This is a genomic window from Duganella vulcania (assembly GCF_009857655.1).
GTDB lineage: Bacteria > Pseudomonadota > Gammaproteobacteria > Burkholderiales > Burkholderiaceae_D > Rugamonas > Rugamonas vulcania.
The window spans coordinates 1-248 of record NZ_WWCX01000339.1; the positions used below are offsets into that span (position 1 = coordinate 1).

Consider the following 248-nt stretch of genomic DNA (forward strand, 5'->3'; position numbering starts at 1 on the left):
AGTGCACAGCAGACTAGTTCTGCTGATACTTAAAATATCAAATGTTCACAAGAAGTAATGAAATAGGCACTACGGAAGTAGTGGCCTGTCAGTATTTTGAGTGAGCGACCCGTCAGCAATGACGGTGCTACGAAAGTAGCAAATAAACAGAGATTAAACTGAAGAGTTTGATCCTGGCTCAGATTGAACGCTGGCGGCATGCCTTACACATGCAAGTCGAACGGCAGCGCGGGGCAACCTGGCGGCGA

The 248-nt window shown here is 47.6% G+C and carries 1 rRNA gene; it reads left to right on the plus strand.

The annotated features are described in order from the left end of the window. Positions 1-155: 155 nt before the first annotated feature. A 16S ribosomal RNA gene (locus GTP90_RS36300) occupies positions 156-248 on the plus strand; the annotation flags it as partial.